Below are 23,000 nucleotides of genomic sequence, written 5' to 3'. Positions count from 1 at the left end.
CGCCGGCTGCTTGCCGGCGGCGATGATGAGACAAGCGAATGGATGGCGCCAGAGGGAGTCCCGGCGCCTCTGCTCGCCTCAGGCGGTGATCAGCTTGACGTCGGTCTTGACCCAGCCGGAGAACTTCTCGCCGGCAAGCTCGCGCAGGCCGTAGTCGATGCCCATGGCCGCCATCTGCGCGCCATACTGCTCGACCGTGGCGAGCATCTTGCCTTCCTTGAGCAGCGGGCCGACCGCCGGTATGTTGTCGAAGCCGACCACCTTGATCTGACCCGACTTGCCGGCCGCGTCGATCGCCTTGACGACGCCGAGCGCCATCGAATCGTTCGCCGCCATCACGCCCTGGATGTCGGGGTGCTGGGTGAGGAAGTTGGTCATCAGCGTGTTGGCTTCCTCGGTCTCCCAATGCGCGGTCTTCGAATCGAGCAGGTCGAGGCCGTGCTCCTTCACCGAATCGTCGAAGCCGAGCTTGCGCTGCTTGGCGTTGTCGGCTTCCGGATTGCCTTCGAGGATGACGACCTTGCCGCCCTTGCCCAGCGCCTTGCCGAGCGCGTCGCCGGCGAGCTTGGCGCCGGCGCGGTTGTCCGGCCCGAAGAAGGCAAGGTCGATGCCGGCCTTCTTCTTGGCCTCATCGTCGAGCGCGACGTCGATGTTGATGACCTTGATGCCGGCCTTCAGCGCCTTGGCGATCGGCGTGACCATCGCCTTCGAATCGGCCGGCGCCACGACGATGATGTTGTAGTTCTGGGTGATGAAGTTCTCGATCGCATCGACCTGCGCGGCGAAATCGCGCTCGTCCTTCATGCCGACGGCGGCGAAATCGAACTTGTCCTTGTTCTTGGCCGCATAGTCCTCCGCGCCGGCCTGCATCTGCTTGAAGAACTCGTTGGCCAAAGACTTCATGACCAAGCCGACCTTCGGCTTGTCGGCCGCAAACGCCGGACCGAACGGCAGCGCCAACGCGCCGGCCGCCAGCGCGCCGGTCTTGAGAAACTTGCGCCTGGAGACCCGGCCTAGATCGAGCCCATGCGAATTTGAAACCTTGCTCATGCTTTCCTCCTCCTGAAGAGCGTAATCGGTTACGTAACCGATTACGCAAAAACTACTGCTTGTCTTCGTCGGATGTCAACACGCTCGCGGAGGAAGCGTACCCGAGCAGCCTGCCGGGCGGATATCGCAGCGTCGGCCCCGGCTTAGGTCTGCCGCTGGCTATTTCCCAGCCGGAGTTCGACGCTCTCGTCGGGCAAATGCCTTTGCGCATAGGCGGGGATCTTGAACCGCTTGCGGTATGCGCCGGGCGCCAGCCCCGTCACACGTTTGAACAAGCGACGGAAGAACGCAGGCTCTTCGTACCCGACCTGCCAGCTCACGTCGTCGATTGACGCGTCGGTGCGCTCCAGTCGGCGCTTGGCGTCCTCGATCCTCAAGCGCTGTACATAGGCGATCGGGCTCAGGCCGGTTGCGCTCGTGAACCGGCGTTTGAAGGTGCGCTCCGTGAGCTGGGCGCAGCGGATCATCTCTTCTATGGGATTGGCGACCGAAAATCGGGTGGCGATCAAGTCCTGCGCCGCCTGAACGGCAAGATCGCCATGATCCTTGCGACCCTCAAAGATGATGTAGGGCGCAAGACCGTCCTGATGCCACTGCAGCGCGAATGAGCGCGCCACGGCCTGGGCTGCGGTCGCGCCGGCGTGTCGGGCGATCAGGTACAACACCAGATCATGCCAGGTCATGGAAGCACCCGAGGAGATGAGCTCCTCCCGCTTGCCCGACACCACCAGCACACGATCCGGGTGGATAGGCACTTGTGGAAACGTCCGGCCGAAGTCGCCGGCGTAGCCATAATGCACGGTCGCGTCCACGCCATCGAACAGACCGGTTTCGGCAAGCAGGAAGATGCCTGAGCACGCCGAGCACAAGATCGCGCCGCGGCCATGCATGGCGCGGAACCAGTCGATCAGTTCCGGATGCAGGTCCTTTCGCCAGCCGTTCGGCCCAAGCAGGATCGAAGGAACAATGACGATGTCGGTCATATCCACCTCCGCCACACTTCGCTGAACCATGACCGGCACGCGGCTGGCCAGTTCCAGAGCGCCCGTTTCTAGGCCGACGATCTCAATCTCGAAGGGCGGAGCCTGGCGCGGCTCGCTGCCCGGCAGCGGCATTATTTTGAAAGCATTCATCACGTCGAAGATGCCCGACAACGTGGACACCACGGCCTCTGGAATGGCCACCAGACTCACGTGAAGCGGCTCGGATGCGGCAGTGGTGAAGTGACGATGCATGTCGGCTAATCCATGTCGCAGGCGCCGCAACCATAGCGCCCGGCGCGCGCGGCCGCCAGTTTCTCTCCTGTTTCTCTCCTGACGACGGGCCAGTGGCACAAATGGCCCGATTCTGGAGAGTCGCGCTCTCCCGTTTCTTCCCTGTTCCTGCGATTCAGCCGCTGCCTCGGGGGTTGCCCGAGCGATTGGACAGGAGACTTGGACATGGAGCATACCCACAACCATAAGATCGATCCGGCAAAACTCTATGCGCTCGTCGCGCGAGCGATCGGTGATATTTCGGCCGGCTACGGCGGAGTCATGATCAGCCTCGGCCACCGTCTCGGTCTTTACAAGGCCATGGCGGGCCTCGGACCCCTCAGTGCCCGCGCGCTCGCGGGGCGCGCCGGCTGTGCCGAACGTTACGTACGCGAATGGCTCAATTCCCAAGTGGCGGGCGGCTATATCGTCTACCACCCGGTCAGCGACACCTACGAGTTGACAGCCGAACAGGAAGTCGTGCTCGCCGACGAGGACAGCGCCGTCTTCATTCCCAACGCTTGGGCGGTGCCCGCTTCGATGTGGGCCGACGAAGAGAAGGCCGTGGAGGCTTTCCGCACCGGCAAGGGCATCGCCTGGGGAGATCATGACGGACGCCTGGCCTGCGGCGTGGCCGCCTTTTACCGGAACGGCTACAAGGCCAGTCTCGTCAGCGAATGGCTGCCATCCCTGGAGGGCGTCGTCGAGAAGCTCAGGACTGGTGCGCTTGTCGCCGACATCGGGTGCGGCCACGGCCATTCGACGGCGCTCATGGCAAAGGCCTTTCCGGCTTCCCGCTTCCATGGCTTCGACAATCACGAAGACTCGCTGGTGGAGGCCCGTCGCGGCGCCGCCAAGCAGAGCTTGGAAGGGCGCGTGGCGTTCGAAAAGGCGCGGGCCGACGACTACCCGGGCAGCGGCTACGATCTGATCTGCTTCTTTGATGCCCTGCATGACATGGGCGATCCTGTCGCCGCGGCAGTGCATGCATCAAAGGCGCTGGCGCCGGACGGGACGGTGATGCTGGTCGAGCCTTTCGCCAATGACCGGGTCGAGGACAACATCTCGCCGGTGGCGAGAATGTATTACGCGGCCTCCACCACCATCTGCTGCGCCCACGCTATTTCGGACGGCGGCCGCCTCGTGCTGGGCGCCCAGGCCGGCGAGGCACGGCTGGCGGAAGTGTTCCGCAAGGCCGGGTTCACCCGTTTCCGTCGTGCCTTCGAGACGCCGTTCAACTTGGTCCTCGAGGCCCGGCTCTGACCTTCGAAAGCTAACACCCGTCGGTCGCAGCGGACGACTTCCGGCCTCGCGGCGCAAAGGGGGCGCGGGGCGGGTGGCAATCCCTTCGATCCCAACAAACAGGAGACTGATCATGAAAAACATTCTCGCAGGCATAGGCTTCGCCATCGCTACCGTACTTGCCGCACCGCTCGCCGTTGCGCAGGAACTGCCGGCGGCCGAGCAGACCTACAAGGAAATCGAGGCGACGCTCGGCATCGTGCCGAGCCATATCAAGGCCTATCCAAAGTCGGCAGTCGCCGGCGCTTGGACGATGTTCAAGGGTCTCGAGCTTCAACCCAAGAACAACGCTCTCGAACCGAAGGTAAAGTCGCTCATCAACGTCGCGGTGGCGGCGCAGATTCCGTGCCGTTACTGCATCTGGCTGGAAACCAAGATGGCCAAGGACCGCGGCGCCACCGACGAGGAGGTCGCCGAAGCCGTGGCCCATGCCGGCTACGTCCGGCACTGGAGCGCCGTGCTGAATGGCCTGCAGATCGACTTCGAAACCTTCAAGACCGAATTTGGCGGCGACTGACGGCAGGCGGTGCCCGGCGTTTCAACCGGGCACCGCCCCTTCCTGCACGCCCCACCACATGGGAACTCTCATGGAACTGCTCATCAACGCGGCGAACATTCTTTACGTGATTGCCTACTTCACGATGGACATGCTGCGCCTGCGAATACTCACCCTGACGGCGGCAACCTGCCTGGCAGTATACTTCTACGGCCAGCCCGTCCCGATGTTGAACGTCGTGGCATGGAACGTCTTCTTCATCGGCCTGAACGTGGTCCACATCACCCGGATCGTGCGCGCGCGGTACACTGGCGCAGCGACCTGATTGCCGGTGGCAGTGCCTCAAAGCATCGGGTGCACCGATTCGATCATGGCCCCGAAATCGAGTTTGGTCTCGCCTCGCGGCCGTCGAATCGCTCGATTGATCACCGCCAGCCGAGTGCCGGCGCGACGTGCTTCAGGATCGCCTCGATGACATGGGCATTGTAGTCGACGCCGAGCTGGTTGGGCACGGTGAGCAGCAGCGTGTCGGCCTCGGCGATCGCCTGGTCTTGCCTGAGCTGCTCAACCAGCACATCCGGCTCGGCGGCGTAGGTACGGCCGAACACGGCGCGCTTTTCCGGCTCGATATAGCCGAAATGGTCCTCGCCCTCGCTGCCGCCGAAATAGGCGCGGTCCATGTCGTTGACCAAGGCGAAGATGCTGCGGCTGACCGACACGCGCGGCTCCCTTGCGTGGCCGGCTTCCTTCCAGGCGGCGCGGTAGGCGCGGATCTGCTCGGCCTGCTGGATGTGCAGCGGCTGTCCGCCCTCATCGAATTTCAGCGTCGAGCTCTGCAGGTTCATGCCGAGCTTGGCCGCCCATTCGGCGGTGGCGTTGGTGGCCGCGCCCCACCAGATCCGTTCGCGCAGGCCCGCCGAGAACGGCTCGAGCCTGAGCAATCCAGGCGGATTGGGAAACATAGGCCGCGGATTGGGCTGGGCAAAGCCTTCGCCGCGCAGCAGATCGAGGAAGATCTCGGCGTGGCGGCGCGCCATCTCGGCATCGGTCTTGCCCTCTTCCGGCACGTAGCCGAAATAGCGCCAGCCATCGATCACCTGCTCGGGCGAGCCGCGGCTGATACCGAGCTGCAGCCGGCCGCCGGCGATGAGGTCGGCCGCACCCGCATCTTCGGCCATGTAGAGCGGGTTCTCGTAGCGCATGTCGATGACGGCGGTGCCGAGCTCGATACGCTTGGTCTTCGCGCCGGCCGCGGCAAGCAGCGGAAACGGCGAGGCGAGCTGGCGGGCGAAATGGTGGACGCGGAAATAGGCGCCGTCGGCGCCGAGCTCCTCGGCCGCGACGGCAAGGTCGATCGACTGCAGCAACGCGTCGGCGCCCGAGCGCGTGCCCGATTGCGGGGCGGGCGACCAGTGCCCGAACGACAGAAACCCGATCTTCTTCATGCGCTCCGTTCCGAGTCAGGCGGCCCGCTGAACCGCTCGTGTTCTTGTGTTGCTCCAGCGCAATACCAGCAAAAAACGTGCGACCGCTTTCTGCTCGGAATTGGCGCAACGCAAATAGTTGAAGCCGTGCGGCTATTCAACGAAACGCGACCGGATACAGACCGTCAATCGATCCGGATCCAGACGCCCTTGGTGTTGAGATATTCGTCGAGATGCTCGGCGCCGCCCTCGCGGCCGTAACCGCTCATCTTGTAGCCGCCGAAGGGCACGGCCGGGTCGATCGCGTGATAGGTGTTGACCCAGACCGAGCCGGCGCGCAGTCGGTTGGCGAGCTGGTGCGCCTTGCCGACATCCTTGGTGAACACGCCGGCGCCGAGACCGTAGGGCGTGTCGTTGCCGCGCCGCGCCGCTTCCTCCAGCGTGTCGAAGGGCAGCGCCGAGATGATCGGCCCGAAGATTTCCTCGCGCGCGATGCGCATGCCGTCGGTGACGCCGGAAAACACGCCGGGCGTCATGAAATTGCCTGCGGCCAGCGCGCCCTTGGTGATGCGCTCACCACCTGTCACCAGCCGCGCGCCCTCGCGCGCGCCGTCCGCGATGAAGCCTGAGACGCGCTCGAGCTGTCTTGGCGAGATCAGCGGTCCGATCTCGGTCTCGGGGTCGGCGCCGTCGCCGATCCGCAGCTTTGCCGCGAAGGCCGCGACGCGTTCGACGAATTCGTCATAGATCGGCCGTTCGACGAAGAGCCGGGAGCCGGCGATGCAGACCTGGCCGGAATTCGCGAAGACCGACATGGCCGCCACCGACACGGCGCGCTCGATGTCGGCATCGGCGAGCACGATCACCGGCGATTTGCCGCCCAGCTCCAGCGACACGCGCTTCATGTTGGCGGCCGAGGCGCGCAGAATCTCCTGGCCGGTGGCGGTCGAGCCGGTGAAGACCACCTTGTCGACATCCATATGCGCCGCGAGCGGCGCCCCGGCTTCCGCGCCCGTGCCGGTCACGACGTTGACGACGCCCGGCGGCACGCCGGCCTCCTGCATCAGGTCGGCGATCAGGAGCGGCGTCAGCGGTGCCTCTTCCGACGGTTTCAGCACCATGGTGCAGCCGGTGGCCAGGGCTGGGCCGATCTTCCAGATCGAGGCGGCGGTGGGCGCATTCCACGGAATGATCGCGCCGACCACGCCGACCGGCTCCTTGCGCGTGTAGGAGACGATCTCGCCGGGCAGCGAATTGCCGATCGTCTGGCCGTGGATCGACGTCGCCATGCCGGCATAGAAGCGCAGCATGCCGAGCACGCGGTTGCGGTTGGCCAAAGTGCGGGTGATCGGCATGCCCATGTCGGTGGTGTCGGAAAGCGCCAACTCTTCCCAATGCCGCTCCATGAGATCGGCGATCTTCAACAGCAGCAGCTGGCGCTCATAGGGCTTGAAGCGGCTCCACGGTCCCTCGAAGGCGCGCCGCGCGGCGGCCACCGCCAGGTCGACGTCCTCGGAATCCGCAAGCGGCACGGTGCCCAGCACCGCGCCGGTGGCGGGGTTGCGCGTCTCGAAAGTCCGGCCGCTCACCGCATCGCGCCACTCACCGTCGATCATCATCTGCCGGTGCCGGCCGTCGATCGGCGTGCGCAGGGGAAGGTCTCTCACCGATAACGTCATCTGAAGCCGCTTTCTCTGATGAGCATGGCCTTATGCCACCGGCCTGCGCACGGGCGCAAGTTCGCCGCGGCGGTGGAGAATGTGCAGCCGGCGACGGCTGATTTGTCCATCCGCCATACTTTGTGCGTCATCGCCTGTTGAACAAGGCTGGACCGGCCCCGCCTTCCCAAAAGGGCGGCGAAACACGGACCTCGGTGCCCATTGATGCACGAACTGACGCCCGTTCTCTCCACCGTGGCCGCTTCCTTCCTGGCGTCCTTTGTCGAGGTGGTCGAAGCCTTCACCATCGTGCTGGCCGTCGGCGTGACGCGCGGCTGGCGGCCGGCGCTGACAGGCGCCGTCTCGGCGCTCGCCGTGCTGGCGGCGCTGGTGCTGGCTTTCGGACCGCTGCTGCAGCTGATCCCGATCACGCTCCTGCAATTCGCAGTCGGCGTGCTTCTTATCCTGTTCGGCATGCGCTGGCTGCGCAAGGCGATCCTGCGCAGCGCCGGGATCATCGCGCTCCGCGACGAAGAGGCAGCCTTTTCCAGGGAAACCGACGCGCTGACCCGCCATGCCAACGACCGTCGCGCCGGCTATCTTGCCGGCGTGGCGGCCTTCAAGGCGGTGCTGCTCGAAGGGGTCGAGGTGGTGTTCATCGTCATTGCGGTCGGGACCGCGCATGGCCAGACGCTCTATGCCGGTCTCGGAGCGCTGGCCGCATTCGTGCTTGTGATGCTGATCGGCCTCGCCGTGCACCGGCCGCTGGCGCGCGTGCCGGAAAACGCGCTCAAATTCGTCGTCGGCCTGATGCTGACCAGTTTCGGCGTGTTCTGGACAGGCGAAGGCCTCGGCGCCGAATGGCCGGGCGAGGATTTTGCGCTGCTTGCCATCTTCGTCGTCATCGCCGCGGCATCCTTCGCCATGGTGCGCTGGCTGCGCAACGCCCACGTGGCTGCTGCCAAAGCAATTCCAGGAAAAGTGTGAAACGGTTTTCCGTCCGGAATTGCGGTCAAAGAAGAAACAGAGCGGCTTGCCGTTTCCGTGAAATGGTGAACCGCTCGAAGGGAATTGCCCGATGAAAATCGTCCGCCTCGTCCTGAAGGAGCTCGTCTGCATGTTCGTCGACGACGGCAGCCTTGCGCTTCTGGCGCTGCTTCTGATCGCTTTGGTCGCCGGCGCCGTGAAGCTTCTGGCGCTGCCGCCGGTCGCCGGCGGCGTCCTGATCCTGATCGGCTGCCTGGCGATCCTTTGGGAAAGCACGAGGCGCGGCGCGCGCGGCGGAGGCAAAGGCTAAGCCGGCCTGATGGGTGGCGCGGGCCAAATTCGACGCGACGCGCTTTAGGCTCGGAGGGCGCGACTTTTCTTGCCGATCGCGCGTTTGACGAAAAGCTCGGCGTGCTCGGCCCACCGGATTTCCGTGACGTTGTTCTCGCGCACCGATCGCTTGAAAGCTTCTCGCAACGCGTCGAGTTCAAACACCGACAACCGTCCGAGCGTATCGTGTTTCGATCTGCGAACGTCCATCACGCAGCCCCCAACTCATAAAGAGGTATATGCTTCGCCAGCTCGGACTCAAGGCGTTGCCGCTGACTTCTTTTGGGTGCAATCGGCAAACGCCCAATCGGAATCAGTAGATTGTGAACAAGGTCGGCAGCATGCCGATCAGACGGAAATGCTCGACCGCCTCGATAAGCGGAAACAAGGCCAGGAAATAAAGCCCGTCGCGGAACGTGCTTTTCAGCGCGCTGGTGGAAAAGATCCTTTGGTCCTGGTCGCGGTAAATCATCGGATTCGGCCAGAAGCGCGGCGTCCGCTCGGCATAGGCGGTGTAGGCGGCGCCGAACTTGCCGGACAGGAACTCGGCCTCCCGGGCGGCGGTGAAGCGGAAAACGAGGAAGCTTGCAAGACCAAGCATGGCGGCGGCCAGCACCGATCCGAACATCAGCCCGATGCCGACCACTCCGATGGTCGAGAAGAAATAGAGCGGGTTGCGGGTCATCGAGAACGGACCGGAGACGACCAGTTCGGCGTTCTTCTTGCCGCCGACATAAAGGATGCTCCATAGCCGGCCGAGAAAGCAGACGAGCACGAGGCCGAAGCCGGTGGTCTCCATCAGCTCGTGTCCGATCGAGCCCTCACCGAGGAACGGCTTGGCAAACAGCAGCAGGACGATGGCCGTCACGGCGGCGACCTGGACGACGATCAGGCGCTTGCGCTGGTCGAAGGCTTTTGGCGCTGGCTTGAGCGATCTGTAAGCCATTCGGTCTCAGTCACTCCGGCCCGGGGCGTCGCGCTCGCCTTAGCCCTTCTCGTGCCCGGCGGCGAGGCCTTCCCAGTATTTTCGATCATTCTTACGAATTTGTAAGGACGCGGACAGGCCTGCGTAAGTCCGGCTTGTGGGAATGGGTCCGCGCCGATGCTACCGTGCCGCTTGAACTCGACACCGGACGATAGGCCAAGATGCGACTGCTGCTGGTTGAGGATGACCCAAGGACTGCCGACTACATCGTCAGGGGACTGAGCGAGGCTGGGCACGCCTGCGATCTCCTGCGCAATGGCCACGAAGCGCTCGCCGCGGCAACCCGCAATGCCTATGACGTCATCGTGGCCGACCGTATGGTCCCCGGTCTCGACGGCCTGTCGATGATCAAGGCGGTGCGAGCGGCGGGCATCAACACGCCGGCCATATTCCTGACCTCGATCGGCGGCGTCGACGACCGGGTGGAAGGGCTGGAGGCCGGCGGCGACGACTATCTGGTCAAGCCCTTCGCCTTTTCCGAACTGCTTGCCCGCATCAACGCGCTCGGCCGGAGGCCGGCGGCGCAGGAGCAGAAGACCAGCCTTCGCGTCGCCGACCTCGAAATGGACCTGATCATGCGGCGCGTGACCAGGCAGGGCCGGACCATCGACCTGCAGCCCCGGGAGTTCAGCCTGCTCGAAGTGCTGATGCGCGGCGAGGGCCGGGTGATTACCCGCACCATGCTTCTGGAGCGCGTCTGGGACTTCCATTTCGACCCCAAGACCAGCGTCGTCGAGACCCATATCAGCCGGCTCCGGGCCAAGGTCGACAGGCCGTTCGACGTGCCGCTCATCCATACCGTGCGCAACACCGGCTACAGCCTGCACGCGCAGGGTTGACGATCCATGCCTGATCGCATCTCGCGCCTCCCGCCGGCTCTCCGTATATAAGCGACATGGCGATGCTGGACTCCGCAAGGCAATGGGCGCTTCGCATGAAGCGCGACGTCGTGGCGCTCTGGCTTGCCGCCCGCGATCCACGCGTCCCGTGGTACGCGAAGGTCGTGGCCGGCGCGGTCGCGGCCTATGCGCTGAGCCCCGTCGACCTCATTCCGGATTTCATTCCGATCATCGGCTATCTGGACGATCTTGTGATCGTTCCGCTCGGCATCCTGCTTGCGGTAAAGCTGGTTCCGGCCGGGCTCATGCGGGAATTCCGCGACACCGCCACGCGCAGCACCAAGCCGGTCAGCCTGGCCGGTCTGATCTTCATGATTGCCCTCTGGATCGTGGCGGCCCTGGCCTTGCTATGGCTGTTCTGGCCGAACCCCGCCTGAAACGATGAAGGACGCACGCCCAAGCCTGCTGCGCAGCACGCCTTTCCGCCTGGCACTGACCTTTGCCTTCCTTTTCGTGCTCGCCTTCATCCTGTCCGGGGCGGTCGTCTACCAGCTGATGAGCGCCGATCTGGCGAGACGTCTCGATAAATCCATCAAGGAGACCTATTCGGTCGTTGCCCTGACCTATGCCGCCAACGACAAGGAAGATCTTGTCGCCTCGGTCAACAACAACGCCGACCTCAGCCCCGACAAGGACCAGCTTTTCTCGCTGACCGACCCCGCCGGCAACCGTCTGGCAGGCAATTTCACCGCCTCCGGCCTGCCCGACGGTTTCTCGATGTTCGCCGCCAGATTGCCGGGCGTGCCGCCCGACACGATGTACCGCGCCTATACCGGCGAGGTCGGCGGCAACAATCTGACGGTTGCCTTCTCGCTTGCCGAGACGGACGAGTTGAAGACCATCGTGCTGATGAGCTTCGGCTGGGGCACGCTGTTTATCACCGGGCTCGCCATTGCCGGCGGCGCCCTGCTCGCCTCGCGCGTCCAGCGGCGGCTCGACGGCATTGCCGCCACCATGGTCGACGTCTCGCACGGACGGCTCGACGCGCGCATCCCGTTGACCGGCAATGGCGACGACATCGACGCCGTGTCCACCCAGGTGAACGCAGCCCTCGACCGCTTGTCGGGCCTGGTCGACGGCATGCGGGAGGTGAGCGCCAACATCGCGCACGACCTGAAGACGCCGCTCAACCGCCTGCAGATGATCCTGGAGCAGGCTGCCGACAAGACCGCCTCCGGCGAGACCGTTTCAGCCGAGCTGGCCGATGCGCGCAGCGAAAGCCGGCAGATCAACGACACCTTCGATGCGCTGCTGCGCATCGCTCAGATCGAGGCCGGCGCGCGCAAGGCCCGCTTTGTCGATCTCGACGTCGGCAGTGTCGTCGACACCATCGGCGAGGTCTATGCCGACGTCGCCGAGGACGACGGAAAATCGTTGTCGACGACGCTCGTTCCGGACACCAAATGGTACGTCCACGGCGACCGCGACCTGCTGATGCAGATGCTCGCCAACCTGGTCGAGAACGCGCTTAGGCATTGTCCCCCCGGCACAGCGATCGAGCTGTCGGTGACAAAGCAGGGCGACCGTGTCCTCGTCCATGTCCGCGACGATGGGCCCGGCATTCCGGCCGGCGAGCGCGAAAAGGTCTTTCAGCGGCTTTACCGGCTGGATTCCAGCCGCACGACGCCGGGCAGCGGCCTCGGCCTAAGCCTCGTCAAGGCGGTCGCGGACCTGCATGGCGCGTCGATCACGCTGGAGGACAACCATCCAGGGCTCGCCGTCATCGTCGACTTCCCCGCGGTGAGGGAGCCGGCCGCTTGACGGGCAGGTTTCAGCGCACGCCCGCCCTGCGGAAGTCGGAGGGCGACATGCCGGCAAGCTTGCGGAACGACTTGTTGAAGGCGCTGAGCGAGCCGAAGCCCGAGTCCATGGCGACCTTCAGCACATTGGCGCCCTCATGCATCAAAAGCGCCTGCGCGTAGCTCAGTCGCAGCAGATTGACATATTCGTTGAGCGTCATGCCGGTCGATTTCTTGAACAGGCTCATGGCGTATTTCGGATGGATGTCGGCCGCCGCCGCGATGTTCACGCAGTCGATGTCGTAGAGGAAATTCTCGGCGATGAAATCGCACATGCGCCCGACATTGCGCGAGGACTGCTGGTCGAAGGCGCTGCCGGCCCCGTGTCCGGACGCGGTTGCCGGCACCAGCCGGTACGGCTCGAAGCGCACCCGCTCCAACCGCAAGAGCAGCTCGTTGACGGCGTGTTCGGCCTTGGCCGCATCGCCCGAGCGCGCATACTCGTTCCAGCGCTTGAAGTTGTCGTTGTCGGACTGGTCGGTGGCATTCGTCACCAGCGTCGCGCCCGTCATCAGCCGGTGCCGGACATCGGCCGGCAGATGCAGCCTGAAGAAATGCACCAGCGGCAGATGCGCGCCGGCATAGATCGCGTCGTCCGTGAGATCATCCATCTGGTGCGGCAGCCCGCCCCAGAACAGGCACATCTCACCGGCCGAGAGCGCGATCTCATGCTCGGCCATGCGGTAATGCACGCTGCCGCGCACGATGAAGTTGACCTCGACCTGGGCGTGCCAATGCGGCTTCAGCATCACCAACGGCTGGTTGTGGAACATCTGCAAGGCCAGCGGCAGGCCTTCGACGCTGCTTGCGCCTGGCTGGTAGAACGGACGCTCCGGCATCTTACTTTCCGCCAATTTCTTATTCCCTTTGTCGGGGACAAGCCTTCCGCGCCGCATAATCTAGCCAGGCTCACGGTGAGAGAGCAAACGAAATGGGAGGATTTCAATGCGCACCACACTGACCTGCGCCGCGCTTTTGCTTGCCCTGGGCTCCGGCCCCGCTTTGGCGCAATCCGGCGAACTCACGATCTGGAGCTGGAACATCGCCGCTTCGTCGCTGAAGGCCACCGTCGCGGGCTTCAACAAGAAGTACCCCGACATCAAGGTCACCGTTCAGGACCTCGGCAACCAGCCGACCTATGACAAGTCGATCGCCGGCTGCGCCGCCGGTGGTGTCGGCCTGCCCGACATCGTCTCGATCGAGAACGGCGAGGCCGAGAACTATTGGAGCCAGTTCCCGGACTGCTTCGTCGACCTGCACACGCTGGGCTACAGCGCGGAAGACCAGAAGAAATTCCCCGATTTCAAGCGCACCGAGCTCGAAGTCGGCGACAAGGCCTATGCCATGCCCTGGGATTCCGGCCCGGTCGCCGTCTTCTACCGCCGCGACTTCTACGAGAAGGCCGGTGTCGACCCCGCATCGATCAAGACCTGGGATGATTTCATCGCCGCCGGCAAGAAGATCCAGGCCGCCAACCCCGGCGTCACAATGACCAACGCCGACTTCAACGGCGATACCGAATTCTTCCGCATGATCTCCAACGAGCAGGGCTGCGCCTATTTCGCCGAGGACGGCCAGTCGATCACGGTCAACCAGCCGAAATGCGTCGACGCCATGACCAAGGTCAAGGAAATGAAGGACGCCGGCATCGTTTCGTCGGCCGACTGGTCGACCAAGATCACCAACAACACCGCCGGCACGGTCGCCACCCAGGTCTATGGCGGCTGGTATGAGGGCACGATCCGCACCGAATCGCCGAAGGAAAGCGGCAAATGGGGCGTCTACCTGATGCCGAGCCTGACCGCCGACGGCCCGCGCGCCGCCAATCTCGGCGGCTCCTCTTTGGCCATCACCTCGGCCAGCAAGAACAAGGAAGCGGCCTACGCCTATCTGAAATACACGCTGGAGACCAATGAAGGCCAGATCACCATGCTGAAGGATTTCGGCCTGGTGCCGTCGCTGATTTCCGCGCTCGACGATCCTTACGTTGCGCAGGGCCAGCCCTATTGGGGCGGGCAGGCGGTCTGGAAGGATATTCTCGCCACGCTGCCGAAGGTCGTGCCGAGCCGCGGCACGCAGTTCCAGAGCGATGCCGAGATCATCGTGCGGGCCGTGCAGACCAAGTATCTTGCCGGCGGCTATCCCGATGCCAAGGCCGCGCTCGACGACGCCGCCAGCCAGATCGCCTCTGCGACCGGCCTGCCGGTTAAGTGAGCGTCGCTTTTCCTTCTCCCCTTGTGGGAGAAGGTGGATTGGCGCGTAGCGCCAAGACGGATGAGGGGGGTTGGACGGATTGCCGTCGTTGCCAAGCTGGAACACCCCTCATCCGGCCGCTTCGCGGCCACCTTCTCCCACAGGGGAGAAGGCAAGACAGGGCAGCGCCTGCATCGACCATTGGCACTGCTCCAGCAATTCAACACATGATCAACACCGCGCCCGCTAGGAAGGCGCGACCCGAAACTGGAAGGAGGAGGAACACGATGCGCTACCGCAACGCCACCGCGTATCGCTTCCTCACGCCTTATCTCCTGATCTTCGCCATCTTCTGGATCTGGCCGATCATCAGCTCCTTCCTGATCTCCTTCCAGGCGACCCGCACCGTGCCGTGGCGCTTCGCGCCGGCCTTCAACTGGGGCCGCCTGATCGGCGACCCCGCCTTTTTCAACGCGCTGAAGAACACGCTGCTGATTCTCGTCATCCAGGTGCCGGTGATGATCTCGCTGGCGGTCGTGATGGCGGTGCTTTTGAATTCGCCGCTGCTCAAGGCGCGCGGCCTCTATCGCTTTGCGTTCTTCGCCCCGGTCGTGGTCGGCGAGGTCGCCTATTCGGCGGTGTTCCGGCTGATGTTCAGCCTCGATTTCGGCATCGTCAACAAGCTGTTGAACAGCGTCGGCCTGGAGAAGATCGACTGGTTCTCCAACGTCACGCCGGCCATGGCGCTGATCATGATCGCGGTGACCTGGCGCTGGGCCGGCTATAACGCCATCATCATTCTTGCCGGCCTGCAATCCATTCCCGATGACGTCTACGAGGCCGCCACGCTCGACCGCGTCAGCAAGCTGAAGCAGTTCTTCTACATCACCCTGCCGCTGTTGAAGCCGGTCATCGTCTTTTGCGCCGTGCTGTCGATCATCGGCACCATGCAGCTCTTCACCGAGCCCTTCCTGATCACCGAACGCGGCGGGCCGGGCGGCGGCACTGAAACCCTTGGCCTCCTGCTTTACCGCCAGGGCTTCCGCTCGCTCAATTTCGGCTATGCCTCGGCGATCGCCTACACCATGGCGGGCCTCGCCATCGCCATCACGTTGGTGCAGCTCTGGCTGACGAGGGAGCCGAAATGACCTCACGCTCGCAAAGGCGGCTCGGACGCAGCATCCTGCTGCATCTCGTCCTGACGCCGCTGGCGCTGATCTGGCTGTTCCCGCTGTGGATGATGGTGGTGTTCTCCACCATGCCCGACAACGGCATCTTCAGCCCCGGCATCGAGCTTCTGCCGCATGACAGCTTCCTCGACAATTTCAACAATCTGCAGCGCGACACCAATTTCGTCGGCGCGATCGGCATCTCGGTCTCGGTGGCTGTGACCTACACTTTTCTCTCGGTGCTGCTGACCTCGATGGCCGGCTGGGCGCTGGCGCGCTACGACTTCCTCGGCAAGGGCGTGGTGGTGGCGATCATCTTCGGCACCATCACGCTTCCCTACGCCGTGGTGCTGATCCCGCAATTCATCATGGTGGCGCGCGACTTCCAGCTCGCCAACACCTGGATCGCGCTGATCGTGCCGCCGCTGTTCAATTCGCTCGGCGTGCTCTTCATGCGCCAGGCCTTTTCGATGATGCCGGCCGAGCTGTTCGACGCGGCGAGGGTCGAAGGCGTGAAGGAATGGCGCATCTTTCTGTTCGTGGCGCTGCCTTTGGCGCGGCCGATGCTGGCGGCCCTCGCCATCATTCTCTTCCTCGCCTCGTGGAATAACTATCTCTGGCCGCTTTTGATCAACAGCCAGCCCGGCGCGATGACGGCGCCGGTGGCGCTCGGCACCCTGATCGGCCTGACCAAGGTGTCCTGGGGCGGCATCATGGCCGGCGCCGTCATGCTGACCGTGCCGATGCTGATCGTCTTCGTGCTGCTGCAGCGCCATTTCATCGCCGGCATCGCCGCCGGCGCGGTCAAATAGGATAGGAACGAGATGGCGGCCGTCACCCTCACCAATGTCGTCAAGCGTTTCGGCACCTTCGAGGTCGTCCATGGCGCCAATATCGACATTACCGATGGCGAGTTCGTCGTCTTCGTCGGCCCCTCGGGATGCGGCAAGTCCACGCTTCTTCGCATGGTCGCCGGGCTGGAGGACATCAGCGGCGGCGAGATCGCCATCGGCGGCAAGGTGGTGAACGATGTCGAGCCGGCCGACCGCGGCATCGCCATGGTGTTCCAGTCTTACGCGCTCTATCCGCACATGACGGTGGAGCAGAATCTAAGCTTCGGCCTGCGCATGAACGGCAATCCAAAGGCCGACACCGAACGGCGGGTCAAGCGCGCCGCCGAAATCCTTTGCATAGACGAGCTGATGCAGCGCCGGCCGAAGCAATTGTCCGGCGGCCAGCGCCAGCGCGTCGCCATCGGCCGCGCCATCGTGCGCGAGCCGCAGGTCTTCCTGTTCGACGAGCCGCTTTCGAATCTCGACGCCGAACTGCGGGTGCAGATGCGGGTCGAGATCTCGCGCCTGCACAAGGAGCTCGGCGTCACCATGATCTATGTGACGCACGACCAGACCGAGGCGATGACGCTGGCCGACCGCATCGTCGTGCTCAAGGCCGGCAATGTCGAGCAGATCGGCGCCCCGCTCGACCTTTACGACGATCCGGCCAACCGTTTCGTCGCCGGCTTCATCGGTTCCCCGAAGATGAATTTCATCGCGGCGAAGGTCGTCGATTTGTCCAACAGCGCCGCGACCATCGAGCTCGTCAATCATGGCGGCGCCAGGCTGCGCAAGCCGCTCTGCGGCCCCTTGCCGGCGCCCGGCGCGGAAGTCGTGCTCGGCGTCAGGCCGGAGCATTTCTTCGAGGCCGGCGAGGGCGACTGCGACATTCCGGTGAAGGCCGACGTCGCCGAGCATCTGGGCTCGGTCAGCTATGTCTACGCCGATGCCGGGCCGGAGGAGCTGATCATCGAGCGCGAGGCCAGGCGCCAGCGCGCCGGCAGCGACCACTTCACCGTCTCGATCAAGGCCGAGCGCTCGCTGCTCTTCGACAAGACAGGCGCCAGGATTCGCTGACTTTCCTTTCTGCCCGATCGCGAAGGCGTGGCGGCGACCGCATGGAGAATTCGACATGACATTCGGAAAAATTCGCTGGGGCATTCTCGGACCCGGCAGCATCGCCAAATCCTTTGCCGGCGGCCTGGCGCAGTCGCGCACCGGCGAACTGGTCGCGCTCGGCGCCCGCGACCCCGGCAAGCTGGGCCTTGCCGAGACTTTTCCGGGCGCGCGCATCCTCGACGGCTATGACGCGCTGCTTGCCGACGAGGACGTCGATGCGGTCTATATTTCGATCCCGCATCCAGGCCACGTCGAATGGGCGATCAAGGCGGCAGAAGCCGGCAAGCATGTGCTGTGCGAAAAGCCGCTGGCGCTCACCGCCTTCGAGGCCGACGCCATGATGCATGCGGCGCGAAAAGCGGGCACCTTCCTGGGCGAAGCTTTCATGTACCGGCTGCATCCGCAGACGCTGCAGCTGGTCGAGCTGATCAAATCGGGCGCCATCGGCAAGGTCCGCATGATCAAGTCGAGCTTCGGCTTCGCCATGCCGGGCTTCATGCCGGAGCACCGACTCTACGCCAACGAGTTGGCCGGCGGCGGCATCCTCGACGTCGGCGGCTACCCGGTCTCGATGGCGCGGCTGATTGCCGGCGCCGCGGCGGGAAAGCCTTTCCTCGAGCCGGACAAGGTCGTAGGTGCGGGCCATCTCGGCCAGTCCGGCGTCGATGAATGGGCCTCGGCGCTGCTCCATTTCCCCGGCGGCATCGTCGCCGAGGTCTCGTGCAGCATCTCGCTTAACCAGGACAATGTCCTGCGCATTTTCGGCACCAACGGCCAAATCGAGGTGCCGGACTTCTGGTTCGCCGGTGGCAACCGCGATGTCGGACCGGGCCGGATCGAACTGATCCGGTCCGGCGGCACGCGCGAGGTGATCAGTGTCAACGAGACTCGCCACCTCTATTCCTTCGAGGTTGACGCCGCCGGCGAGGCGATCCTGGCCGGCCGCCAGGAATTCGCCTGGCCGGGCATGGGCTGGGCCGACAGCCTGGGCACATTGCGCGTTCTCGACAAATGGCGCGCCGCCGTTGGGCTGGAATACGAGATCGAAAAGCCGGCTAAGCGCGTCAACACCGTCTCCGGCCGGCCGCTCGGCGCCAACGGCACAGCCATCGGCAAGCGCGCGATCCCGGGCCTATCGAAGCCCGTCTCGCGCCTGGCGCTCGGCTTCGAGGATTTCCGCACCTTCTCCTCGGGCTCGATCCTGCTCGACGCTTATTTCGAAGCCGGCGGCAACCTGTTCGACACCGGCTTCGTCTATGGCGCCGGCTACACCGAGACGCTGCTTGGGCAATGGCTGAGCAATCGCGGCGTGCGCCAGCAGTCGGTCATCATCGCCAAGGGCGCGCACACGCCGCTCTGCTACCCCGACGTGATCGGCAAGCAGCTTGCCCAGTCGCTCGACCGGCTGCAGACCGACCATGTCGACATTTATTTCATGCATCGCGACAATCCGGACGTGCCGGTCGGCGAGTTCGTCGATGCCATGGACCGCGAGGTCAAGGCCGGCCGCATCCGCGGCCTGTTCGGCGGCTCCAACTGGACGATGGAGCGTATGGACGCGGCGATCGCCTATGCCGAACGCACCGGCAAGCAGAAGCCCGGCGCGCTTTCCAACAATTTTTCGCTGGCCGAAATGCTGGAGCCGATCTGGGCCGGCTGCATCACCTCTTCCACCGACGATTGGAAAGCTTGGCTGACGGCGCGGCAGATGCCCAACTTCGCCTGGTCGAGCCAGGGCCGCGGCTTCTTCACCGACCGCGCCGGCCGCGACCGCACCGACAATGAAGAGCTGGTGCGGGTCTGGTATTCGGAAAAGAACTTCGGCCGCCGCGACCGCGCCATCGAACTTGCAAGCAGGCTCGGCAAAAGCCCGATCCATGTCGCGCTCGCCTATGTCCTGGCGCAGCCCTTCCCGTCCGTTCCCCTGATCGGCCCGCGCACGCTGGATGAGCTGGAGGACAGCCTCAAGGCGCTGGATATTGCGCTGTCGCCGGACGATCTGGAGTGGCTGGACAACGGGCCGGAGAGACGGAGGGCGTAGCGCCAGAGGGGGTCGGTCCGACTGGGCTCGGCCTGCTGCGGCAGATGGAGGTTGGCGCTCCACGCGAGGCGACCTCCTCTGGCCTGCCGGCCATCTCCCCCACTTGGGGGGAGATCACCAGTTTCGCTGCCCTCAGCGATCAACCCGCGTCGACAAAATAATCGACGACGACGTCCGCTCCACTCCCTCCATTGCCCCGATCTGGTCGAGCAGCGCGTCGAGATCCCGGATCGACGGCGCGTCGACGATGACGATCATGTCGAAATTGCCGCTCACCGAATGCACCGTCCGGACCGGCGGCATTGCCTCCAGGCTACGCACCACCTTGTCGGCGAGTTTCGGCGTGACGGTGAGCAGCACATGCGCCTTGACCAGACCCTGCTCATAGTCGGGCGACAGCCTGACGCCGTAGCCGGCGATGATGCCGCGCTGCTCCAGCCGCTCGATCCGGCTCTGCACCGTGGTGCGCGACACGCCGAGCTTTCTCGCCAGCTCGGCGGTGGAGGCGCGCGCGTTGGCGCGCAGCAGCGTCAGCAGGGCCTGTTCAGCTTCACTGATCATTTCGACGAAACCCTTCGGCAAATTGCACATATTCAGCTTCACTTTGTCAGATTCCGAGCTTCCTTTCGACAGGCAAGCTGCGATGATTCCTGCCAATTCGAACTGGCAGGGGTATCGTCATGAAAAACATTGTTGTCGTCGGCGCCGGCAAGATCGGCTCGACCATCGCTGAAATGCTTACCACCACGGGCGACTACCGCGTCACGGTGGTCGACCGCTCGGCGGCCCAGCTCGCCGCAGCCGAATTGCCGGCCGGCGTCGAGAGCAAGGAACTCGACATCGCCCTGCCCGGCGCGCTTGAGGCAGCGCTTGCCGGCAAATTCGCCGTGCTGAGCGCCGCGCCCTTCCACCTCACCACCCGCATCGCCGAGGCTGCGGCGAAGGCGGGCGTGCATTATCTCGACCTCACCGAGGACGTCGCCAGCACCCGTCGGGTCAAGGAGCTGGCGCGTGAGGGCAAGAGCGCCTTCATCCCGCAATGCGGCCTGGCGCCGGGCTTCATCTCGATCGTCGCCAACGATCTGGCCAGCCGCTTCGACACGCTCGAAAGCGTGCGCATGCGCGTCGGCGCGCTGCCGCAATATCCGTCGAATGCGTTGAACTACAATCTCACCTGGAGCACCGACGGCGTCATCAACGAATATTGCGAGCCTTGCGAGGCGATCGTCGAGGGCGAGCTGGTCGAGGTGCCGCCGCTGGAGGAGCGCGAGGAATTCTCGCTCGACGGCGTCACCTATGAGGCTTTCAACACCTCCGGCGGTCTCGGCACTCTGGCCGAGACGCTGAAGGGCAAGGTGCGGACGCTGAACTACCGCACCATCCGCTATCCCGGCCATGCCGCGATCATGAAGGCGCTGCTCAACGACCTCGGGCTGCGCCACCGCCGCGACGTGCTGAAGGACATTTTCGAGAGCGCCCTGCCGGCGACGCTGCAGGATGTCGTCATCGTCTTCGTCACCGTCTCGGGCCGCCGCAACGGCCGCCTGCTGCAGGAGACCTACGCCAACAAGATCTATTCGCACCGCGTCGGTTCCGTCGTTCGCAGCGCCATCCAGATCACCACCGCCTCCGGCATCTGCGCCGTGCTCGACATGCTGGCCGACGGCACGCTGCCGGCGAAAGGTTTCGTCCGGCAGGAAGACATCGCGCTCGACGCATTTCTGGCCAACCGCTTCGGCCGCGCCTACGCCCAGCACGAGACGGCGAGCCGCCTGGCGGGCTGAGCTGTGTGATCTCCCCCCTTGAGGGGGAGACGTCGCCGAAGGCGACAGAGGGGGTCCTCTCAGCCAGTGCAGCGCATGTAAAAGCCAAAGAGGGAAGTCGGCGCTTCACGCGCGGCGACCCCCTCTGGCCTGTCGGCCATCTCCCCCTCAAGAGGGGAGATCACGCTCCCTCTAAACATGCAGCGCGTGCCCGAGCGCCTTCAGCGCCGCTTCCTGGAAGCCCTCGCCCTGGGTCGGATGCGCATGAATGGTGCCGGCGATGTCTTCAAGCCGCGCGCCCATTTCGAGCGCCAGGCCAAAGGCCGCGGCCAGCTCCGAAACGCCCTGCCCGACCGCCTGGATGCCCAGCACCAGATGATTGTCCGCGCGGGCGACGATGCGCACGAACCCATCCTCGCCTTGCTTGGTCATGGCGCGGCCGTTGGCTGCGAACGGAAAATGTCCGATCTTGATCTCGCCGGCGAGCGCCTTCGCCTCGTCCGGCGACAGGCCGGCGGTGACCAGCTCGGGATCGGTGAAGCAGATCGCCGGGATCGCGCGCTTGTCCCAGCCTCGTTTGTGGCCTGCGACGATCTCGGCCACCATCTCGCCCTGCGCCATCGCCCGGTGCGCCAGCATCGGCTCTCCGGTGACATCGCCGATAGCGTAGATGCCCCGCATCGAGGTGCGGCACTGGTCGTCGATGCGGATGAATCTTCCGACCATGTCGAGGTCGATCTGCTCCAGCCCCCAGCCCTCGGTGAGCGGCTTGCGCCCCACCGTGACCAGGACCTTGTCGGCGGCGACCTTGGCGTTCTTGCCATCTGCCGTCTCGACCAGCAGCGCATCGCCCTTGGTCGACAGCCCCTTGGCCTTGGCACCCAGCATCACCTCGATGCCGAGCTCGCCGAGCCGCTTCAGCACCGGCCGCGTCAGCTCGGCATCATATTGCGCAAGCACGCGCGGCAGGGCTTCGACCACGGCGACCTTGGCGCCCATCTTGGCGAAGGCCATGCCGAGCTCGAGCCCGATATAGCCGCCGCCGACGACGGCGAGCTTGTCCGGCACCTCGCTCAGCGCCAGCGCTTCGGTCGACGAGATGACTGGGCCGCCGAAGGGCAGGAACGGCAGTTCGGCCGGCACCGAGCCGCTGGCGATCACCACCGCCTCGGCGCGGATCACCTGGCTTCCCGTCTCGGTCTCGACCTCGACGGTCTTGCCGTCACGGAACGTCGCCCAGCCCTGCACGGTCTTGACCTTGGCCTTCTTCAGCAGGCCAGCGACGCCGCTGTTCAGCCGGCTAACGATGCCGTCCTTCCATGCGACCGTCTTGGTCAGGTCGAGCGTCGGCGGGGCGACCGCGATGCCGAGCGGCCCCTTGCCGCCGGCCATGTGCGCGATCTTCTCGAACTCTTCCGCCGCGTGAATGAGCGCCTTGGACGGGATGCAGCCGACATTGAGGCAGGTGCCGCCCGGCTTGCCGAACTCGACGATCACCGTGTCGATACCGAATTGCCCGGCGCGGATGGCGCAGACATAGCCGCCCGGACCGGCGCCGATGACGAGCAGCTTGCAGGAGATCTCTTTCATGGGCTTCTCGTTGCTGAGCACGGGGATTTTGGCAGAGGGTTAGGGCCTGGCGAACGCAGACCGTGGCGATTGGCCGATATCCTTGGAATCTCGTCATCCTGGGGCGGAG

General features: G+C 64.6%; 23 protein-coding genes. 14 read left to right on the top strand and 9 right to left on the bottom strand.

Translation table 11 applies throughout. The features are described 5' to 3' along the window. Positions 1-78: 78 nt before the first annotated feature. Both CK215_RS18270 and CK215_RS18265 read right to left on the bottom strand, forming a co-directional pair. Entirely contained in the window at positions 79-1,050 is a 972-nt protein-coding gene (locus tag CK215_RS18270; RefSeq protein ID WP_095781989.1) for a sugar ABC transporter substrate-binding protein, read from the bottom strand. A gap of 143 nt (positions 1,051-1,193) precedes the next feature. Beyond that, positions 1,194-2,285, bottom strand: coding sequence for a helix-turn-helix domain-containing protein (locus tag CK215_RS18265; RefSeq protein WP_095831748.1), 1,092 nt, complete (start codon positions 2,283-2,285; stop codon positions 1,194-1,196). Positions 2,286-2,489: 204 nt separating this feature from the next. Here CK215_RS18265 and CK215_RS18260 point away from each other — a divergent pair, with 204 nt between their 5' ends. The 3 genes from CK215_RS18260 (at position 2,490) to CK215_RS18250 (ending at position 4,426) form a co-directional block, all read left to right on the top strand. Next, complete coding sequence (locus CK215_RS18260; RefSeq protein WP_095831747.1) at positions 2,490-3,566, top strand: class I SAM-dependent methyltransferase; 1,077 nt, start codon at positions 2,490-2,492, stop codon at positions 3,564-3,566. 112 nt (positions 3,567-3,678) lie between these two features. Further along, positions 3,679-4,122, top strand: coding sequence for a carboxymuconolactone decarboxylase family protein (locus CK215_RS18255; protein WP_095831746.1), 444 nt, complete (start codon positions 3,679-3,681; stop codon positions 4,120-4,122). 70 nt (positions 4,123-4,192) lie between these two features. Then, positions 4,193-4,426, top strand: coding sequence for a hypothetical protein (locus CK215_RS18250; protein ID WP_095781991.1), 234 nt, complete (start codon positions 4,193-4,195; stop codon positions 4,424-4,426). Positions 4,427-4,526: 100 nt separating this feature from the next. Here the strand turns inward: CK215_RS18250 and CK215_RS18245 are convergent, their stop codons facing one another. Next, positions 4,527-5,546, bottom strand: a complete 1,020-nt coding sequence (locus CK215_RS18245; RefSeq protein WP_095781992.1) for an LLM class flavin-dependent oxidoreductase — start codon at positions 5,544-5,546, stop codon at positions 4,527-4,529. 164 nt (positions 5,547-5,710) lie between these two features. Next, on the bottom strand, positions 5,711-7,204 hold the full coding sequence (locus tag CK215_RS18240; protein WP_095831745.1) for an aldehyde dehydrogenase family protein: 1,494 nt from the start codon (positions 7,202-7,204) through the stop codon (positions 5,711-5,713). 204 nt (positions 7,205-7,408) lie between these two features. On the opposite strand from CK215_RS18240, the gene CK215_RS18235 reads away from it, so the two are divergent. Continuing rightward, on the top strand, positions 7,409-8,170 hold the full coding sequence (locus CK215_RS18235) for a COG4280 domain-containing protein (RefSeq protein ID WP_095831814.1): 762 nt from the start codon (positions 7,409-7,411) through the stop codon (positions 8,168-8,170). A gap of 91 nt (positions 8,171-8,261) precedes the next feature. Further along, complete coding sequence (locus CK215_RS18230) at positions 8,262-8,480, top strand: hypothetical protein (RefSeq protein ID WP_095831744.1); 219 nt, start codon at positions 8,262-8,264, stop codon at positions 8,478-8,480. A 44-nt stretch (positions 8,481-8,524) separates the two neighbouring features. Here CK215_RS18230 and CK215_RS31345 read toward each other — a convergent pair whose 3' ends face one another. Together CK215_RS31345 and CK215_RS18225 are read right to left on the bottom strand one after the other, a co-directional pair. Then, positions 8,525-8,665, bottom strand: a complete 141-nt coding sequence (locus tag CK215_RS31345) for a hypothetical protein (protein WP_156752598.1) — start codon at positions 8,663-8,665, stop codon at positions 8,525-8,527. Between the two features lie 148 nt (positions 8,666-8,813). Then, positions 8,814-9,446: an isoprenylcysteine carboxylmethyltransferase family protein gene (locus CK215_RS18225; RefSeq protein WP_095831743.1), complete on the bottom strand. Its 633-nt coding sequence runs from the start codon at positions 9,444-9,446 to the stop codon at positions 8,814-8,816. Between the two features lie 200 nt (positions 9,447-9,646). Between CK215_RS18225 and CK215_RS18220 the strand changes: the two genes are divergently transcribed. From CK215_RS18220 to CK215_RS18210, 3 genes are read left to right on the top strand one after another with little or no spacing between them, the layout of a single operon-like run. After that, positions 9,647-10,324 (top strand): winged helix-turn-helix domain-containing protein, encoded by a 678-nt coding sequence (locus tag CK215_RS18220; RefSeq protein ID WP_095831742.1) that lies wholly within the window; start codon positions 9,647-9,649, stop codon positions 10,322-10,324. Positions 10,325-10,380: 56 nt separating this feature from the next. Beyond that, a complete protein-coding gene (locus CK215_RS18215; RefSeq protein WP_095781995.1) occupies positions 10,381-10,761 on the top strand; it encodes a YkvA family protein in 381 nt (126 codons plus the stop codon). A 4-nt stretch (positions 10,762-10,765) separates the two neighbouring features. Further along, the gene (locus CK215_RS18210; protein ID WP_095831741.1) at positions 10,766-12,145 is read left to right on the top strand and encodes an ATP-binding protein; all 1,380 of its coding nucleotides are present in this window, start codon (positions 10,766-10,768) and stop codon (positions 12,143-12,145) included. A 10-nt stretch (positions 12,146-12,155) separates the two neighbouring features. Here CK215_RS18210 and CK215_RS18205 read toward each other — a convergent pair whose 3' ends face one another. Then, positions 12,156-13,022 (bottom strand): helix-turn-helix domain-containing protein, encoded by an 867-nt coding sequence (locus tag CK215_RS18205; protein WP_067323547.1) that lies wholly within the window; start codon positions 13,020-13,022, stop codon positions 12,156-12,158. Positions 13,023-13,128: 106 nt separating this feature from the next. Here CK215_RS18205 and CK215_RS18200 point away from each other — a divergent pair, with 106 nt between their 5' ends. The 5 genes from CK215_RS18200 to CK215_RS18180 all read left to right on the top strand — a co-directional run bounded on the left by CK215_RS18200 (position 13,129) and on the right by CK215_RS18180 (position 19,538). Next, entirely contained in the window at positions 13,129-14,397 is a 1,269-nt protein-coding gene (locus CK215_RS18200; protein WP_095831740.1) for an ABC transporter substrate-binding protein, read from the top strand. A 266-nt stretch (positions 14,398-14,663) separates the two neighbouring features. Next, complete coding sequence (locus tag CK215_RS18195) at positions 14,664-15,524, top strand: sugar ABC transporter permease (RefSeq protein ID WP_066991535.1); 861 nt, start codon at positions 14,664-14,666, stop codon at positions 15,522-15,524. Continuing rightward, positions 15,521-16,357, top strand: coding sequence for a carbohydrate ABC transporter permease (locus CK215_RS18190; protein WP_095776742.1), 837 nt, complete (start codon positions 15,521-15,523; stop codon positions 16,355-16,357). Before CK215_RS18195 ends, CK215_RS18190 begins: the two co-directional genes overlap by 4 nt. Positions 16,358-16,369: 12 nt before the next feature. After that, positions 16,370-17,455, top strand: a complete 1,086-nt coding sequence (gene ugpC / locus CK215_RS18185) for a sn-glycerol-3-phosphate ABC transporter ATP-binding protein UgpC (RefSeq protein ID WP_095831739.1) — start codon at positions 16,370-16,372, stop codon at positions 17,453-17,455. Between the two features lie 55 nt (positions 17,456-17,510). After that, on the top strand, positions 17,511-19,538 hold the full coding sequence (locus tag CK215_RS18180) for an aldo/keto reductase (RefSeq protein ID WP_095831738.1): 2,028 nt from the start codon (positions 17,511-17,513) through the stop codon (positions 19,536-19,538). A gap of 132 nt (positions 19,539-19,670) precedes the next feature. Here CK215_RS18180 and CK215_RS18175 read toward each other — a convergent pair whose 3' ends face one another. Next, positions 19,671-20,099, bottom strand: a complete 429-nt coding sequence (locus CK215_RS18175) for an Lrp/AsnC family transcriptional regulator (protein ID WP_066991894.1) — start codon at positions 20,097-20,099, stop codon at positions 19,671-19,673. A gap of 119 nt (positions 20,100-20,218) precedes the next feature. Here CK215_RS18175 and CK215_RS18170 point away from each other — a divergent pair, with 119 nt between their 5' ends. Continuing rightward, entirely contained in the window at positions 20,219-21,322 is a 1,104-nt protein-coding gene (locus CK215_RS18170; RefSeq protein ID WP_095776745.1) for a saccharopine dehydrogenase family protein, read from the top strand. A gap of 171 nt (positions 21,323-21,493) precedes the next feature. Here CK215_RS18170 and lpdA read toward each other — a convergent pair whose 3' ends face one another. Then, on the bottom strand, positions 21,494-22,891 hold the full coding sequence (gene lpdA / locus CK215_RS18165) for a dihydrolipoyl dehydrogenase (RefSeq protein WP_095831813.1): 1,398 nt from the start codon (positions 22,889-22,891) through the stop codon (positions 21,494-21,496). Between the last annotated feature and the right edge of the window lie 109 nt (positions 22,892-23,000).

Origin of the sequence: Mesorhizobium sp. WSM3864 (genome assembly GCF_002294955.1) — a bacterium.
Classification (GTDB): domain Bacteria; phylum Pseudomonadota; class Alphaproteobacteria; order Rhizobiales; family Rhizobiaceae; genus Mesorhizobium.
Note: the sequence above shows the minus strand (reverse complement) of the source record. Positions and strands in the feature narration are given on the sequence as shown.

Coding starts and splice junctions, on each gene's coding strand:
- CK215_RS18195 (WP_066991535.1), top strand. CDS start 14,664: ATGCGCTACCGCAACGCCACCGCGTATCGCTTCCTCACGCCTTATCTC.
- CK215_RS18180 (WP_095831738.1), top strand. CDS start 17,511: ATGACATTCGGAAAAATTCGCTGGGGCATTCTCGGACCCGGCAGCATC.
- CK215_RS18210 (WP_095831741.1), top strand. CDS start 10,766: ATGAAGGACGCACGCCCAAGCCTGCTGCGCAGCACGCCTTTCCGCCTG.
- CK215_RS18230 (WP_095831744.1), top strand. CDS start 8,262: ATGAAAATCGTCCGCCTCGTCCTGAAGGAGCTCGTCTGCATGTTCGTC.
- CK215_RS18190 (WP_095776742.1), top strand. CDS start 15,521: ATGACCTCACGCTCGCAAAGGCGGCTCGGACGCAGCATCCTGCTGCAT.
- CK215_RS18265 (WP_095831748.1), bottom strand. CDS start 2,285: ATGCATCGTCACTTCACCACTGCCGCATCCGAGCCGCTTCACGTGAGT.
- CK215_RS18170 (WP_095776745.1), top strand. CDS start 20,219: ATGAAAAACATTGTTGTCGTCGGCGCCGGCAAGATCGGCTCGACCATC.
- ugpC (WP_095831739.1), top strand. CDS start 16,370: ATGGCGGCCGTCACCCTCACCAATGTCGTCAAGCGTTTCGGCACCTTC.
- CK215_RS18250 (WP_095781991.1), top strand. CDS start 4,193: ATGGAACTGCTCATCAACGCGGCGAACATTCTTTACGTGATTGCCTAC.
- CK215_RS18215 (WP_095781995.1), top strand. CDS start 10,381: ATGGCGATGCTGGACTCCGCAAGGCAATGGGCGCTTCGCATGAAGCGC.
- CK215_RS18235 (WP_095831814.1), top strand. CDS start 7,409: ATGCACGAACTGACGCCCGTTCTCTCCACCGTGGCCGCTTCCTTCCTG.
- CK215_RS18200 (WP_095831740.1), top strand. CDS start 13,129: ATGCGCACCACACTGACCTGCGCCGCGCTTTTGCTTGCCCTGGGCTCC.
- CK215_RS18225 (WP_095831743.1), bottom strand. CDS start 9,446: ATGGCTTACAGATCGCTCAAGCCAGCGCCAAAAGCCTTCGACCAGCGC.
- CK215_RS18205 (WP_067323547.1), bottom strand. CDS start 13,022: ATGCCGGAGCGTCCGTTCTACCAGCCAGGCGCAAGCAGCGTCGAAGGC.
- CK215_RS18245 (WP_095781992.1), bottom strand. CDS start 5,546: ATGAAGAAGATCGGGTTTCTGTCGTTCGGGCACTGGTCGCCCGCCCCG.
- CK215_RS18175 (WP_066991894.1), bottom strand. CDS start 20,099: ATGATCAGTGAAGCTGAACAGGCCCTGCTGACGCTGCTGCGCGCCAAC.
- CK215_RS18220 (WP_095831742.1), top strand. CDS start 9,647: ATGCGACTGCTGCTGGTTGAGGATGACCCAAGGACTGCCGACTACATC.
- CK215_RS18240 (WP_095831745.1), bottom strand. CDS start 7,204: ATGACGTTATCGGTGAGAGACCTTCCCCTGCGCACGCCGATCGACGGC.
- CK215_RS18260 (WP_095831747.1), top strand. CDS start 2,490: ATGGAGCATACCCACAACCATAAGATCGATCCGGCAAAACTCTATGCG.
- CK215_RS18270 (WP_095781989.1), bottom strand. CDS start 1,050: ATGAGCAAGGTTTCAAATTCGCATGGGCTCGATCTAGGCCGGGTCTCC.
- lpdA (WP_095831813.1), bottom strand. CDS start 22,891: ATGAAAGAGATCTCCTGCAAGCTGCTCGTCATCGGCGCCGGTCCGGGC.
- CK215_RS18255 (WP_095831746.1), top strand. CDS start 3,679: ATGAAAAACATTCTCGCAGGCATAGGCTTCGCCATCGCTACCGTACTT.